The sequence below is a fragment of the Mitsuaria chitosanitabida ATCC BAA-476 = NBRC 102408 genome, assembly GCF_001598255.1.
In the GTDB taxonomy this organism is placed as follows: domain Bacteria; phylum Pseudomonadota; class Gammaproteobacteria; order Burkholderiales; family Burkholderiaceae_C; genus Roseateles; species Roseateles chitosanitabidus.
The window spans coordinates 1-2,725 of record NZ_BCYP01000051.1; the positions used below are offsets into that span (position 1 = coordinate 1).

The 2,725-nt window shown below is 73.4% G+C and carries 2 protein-coding genes; both read right to left on the reverse strand.

Features of this window, described 5'->3' with window-relative positions; translation table 11 throughout:
• The coding region (locus MCHT01_RS25290; RefSeq protein WP_148661737.1) for a two-partner secretion domain-containing protein at positions 1–1,559 on the reverse strand (1,559 nt) is incomplete at its 3' end.
• The coding region (locus MCHT01_RS25295) for a ShlB/FhaC/HecB family hemolysin secretion/activation protein (RefSeq protein ID WP_067070540.1) at positions 1,556–2,725 on the reverse strand (1,170 nt) is incomplete at its 5' end. The genes MCHT01_RS25295 and MCHT01_RS25290, both read right to left, overlap by 4 nt.

Sequence of the window (2,725 nt, forward strand, 5' to 3'; positions counted from 1 at the left end):
ACCGAGCTGCCGCTCACCGCGATCGACCGGGCTTGCGCCTGGGCCTGCCCCAGGTCCACCGCGCCCGTGGTCGTGATGTCGAGCGCGCCGGACACGGTCGGGCCTGCCGACGCGGTCGATGCGGCCGACGGGCCCGATGCGATCAGCACCGCCCGCCGCGCCGTCACCGTCGTGCCATCGACCGCGATCGAGGCGGCCTGCGCCTGCGCGCCGCTCAGGTCCAGCGCCGGTGCCTGCGCGGACAAGCGGCCCGCGGCCAGCAACTGGCCGGCTTGCTGGTTCGACCGATCCGCCTTCAGCGTCAGCGCCTGCGATCCGGCCGCGATCGTGCCGTCGCTCCCCAGGCCCGCCGCCGTCACGCTGCCGGCAGTGCTCGCCAGCTCAGGCGCGGTGATTGACGTCGACCCGCGCGAGGCCATCCATCCCGCGTTCCGCACCCCGGTGCCCGACTGCACCGCCAGCGCCGGCGCGCCGTTCGCGTCCGTCTCCTGCGCATACACCGTGCCGGTGTTCTCCAGCCACCCGTCCGCCCGCAGCGTCAGCTGCCCGCCCACGACCTGCCCCGCCTGCCGCACGCCCAGCCCCACCTCCGTGCCGACCAGCGTGATCCGCTGCGCGTAGATGCCGCCCAGCGCGGTGCTGTCCAGCGCATAACGCGGGCGCTCGCCGCTGGCGGTCAGCGCCTCGCCCGCGCCATGGCCCGCGGCCGCGCCGTCGACCGTCATCACCTGCGCGCCGGTCTGGATCCGCGCGTCCTTGGCCCACAGCCCGGCGTTGAGCGCCACCGCCCGCGCCAGCAGCGCCGTGTAGTCCGTCTGCGAGCCGTCCAGCCCTTGGCCGTCGACGCGGATCAGGCCGCCCTGCACGCCGAAGCCGCCGATGCTGCCGTCGGCGTTCAAGCGCGGCGCGCCGGTGGTCAGTACCGCGCCGCTGGCGTTGATGAAGCCCGCGCCATCGACCTGGATGCCGGCGGGGTTGGCGATGATCACCTCGGCCCGCTGGCCGGCGACCTCGACGAAGCCCTTGAGCTGGCTGGGCGCGCTGCTGTTGACCTCGTTGAGGATCACGCGCGCGCCGCCCTTGGCCAGCCAGGGGTTGGCCTGCACCCAGCCGCCGAGCTGGGTGCTGACGTCGGTCCGCGAGTTGTTCAGGATCACGCCGCGCTTGTCGACGTCGAACTGGCTGTAGCTGTTGCGCGAGACGCCCGCCGCGCTGGGGGTCTGGATGTTGACCTGCGGCGTGCCGTTGGCGCTGTTGACCACCGTGGGCTGCTGGGTCCTGGGCGCGCCCGGGTCGGCCTTGACCTGCGCGAGCGCCGCGGTCGACGGCGTCAGCGTCATCACGACGCCGGTGGCCAGCGCCGCGGCCAGCGCCAGCAGCGACGGGGGGCCGCGCGAGAGCGGCTGCGCCGCGTCCGCCGATCCGAGCACGCGACGCGACGGCGCGTCGCTCGTCCCGATGCCGCCGCCGCCCTTGGTCCGGCTGAGCGCGATCTCCGCGACCGCCATGAACTGGCCGCGCTGCGTGTTGAAGACGATGCGGTACTGCAGACGGTTCATCGCGAATAGCTCAGGTTGAAACCGGCGACCACGCGCGCGGCGGGAAAGCGGGACGGCTGCCACAGCGGCGCGCCGGCGAAGACATCGAGCGACAGGCCCTGCGCACGCAGGCGCGAACCGATCACGGCGCCGCTCAGGTGGCGGCCGGCCAGGCGCTCCGCGCCGCCGCCGCCCACCAGGCCGATGTCGGCGCCCAGGTAGATCGAGACCGCCCCGGAGTGCCCCTGCGACAGCGGCAGTTCGACCTCATTGCGCATCAGCAGGCCGTCGTCGGCCGACAGCGAGGTCTCGCTGCCAAAGCCGCGCACCGTGTAGCGCCCGCCGATGGCGAAGCGGTCCTGCGGCGTCAGGCGGTTCATCGCCAGCTGGCCGCGCCACTGCGTGCTCCACTGCAGCTGGCGCGCGCCCAGCGGCGCCGCGCCGGACGCGCTGAAGGACACCTGCGCCAGGCGCGGGCGTGAGTCGCCTTCACCGAAGTCCTCCTCCGGTGCCGTCAGCGCGTGGAACAGGCCCGTGCCGCGCTTCACGCTGAGCTCGCCCTCGGTGCTCACGCCACCCGCGTTGCGCTTGAGGTTCAGCCCCGCTTCCCAGCCGCCCACGCGGCGACGCTGCACCTCGACCTCGGTGTCGTCGATGTAGTTGCGCGAGCCCCGCCCGAAGGCCTTCACCCAGCCGCTGAACTTGAAGCGGCCATCGCGCCAGAGCAGACGGGTCAGCTTGAGCTCGCCGTTGCTGCTGGTGCCGCGGTAGACGTAGTCCTGGTTCGCGCCCACGACCACTTGGCGATAGCCGCTGCGGCTGACGGTCGCGCTGATCAGCGTGTGGCCCCAGGGCAGCGAGTAGTGCAGCACCTGGCCACCGGTGCCCGGGTGCGGCCCCTCGCGATCGTCGACGCGGCGCCCCACCCAGCCGGTGTCGCGGTTGAGCGTCACGTAGAACAGATCGTTGAGCGTGAGCGCGTGGTCCAGCGAGGCCGTCAGCGCCACCGGATAGCGGCCCGTCGCCGCGCTGCCGCTGTCGTCCACCGACACCTGCCAGCGCCATTGGCGGCCACCCTGGTAGCTCACCGCCAGGTCGCTATAACCGGCCTCGGTCGTGGCCTGCGCGGGTTCGACCTGGATGTCGGCCTGCGCGCCGGGCACGCGCTGCAGGTTCTCCAGCGCCTG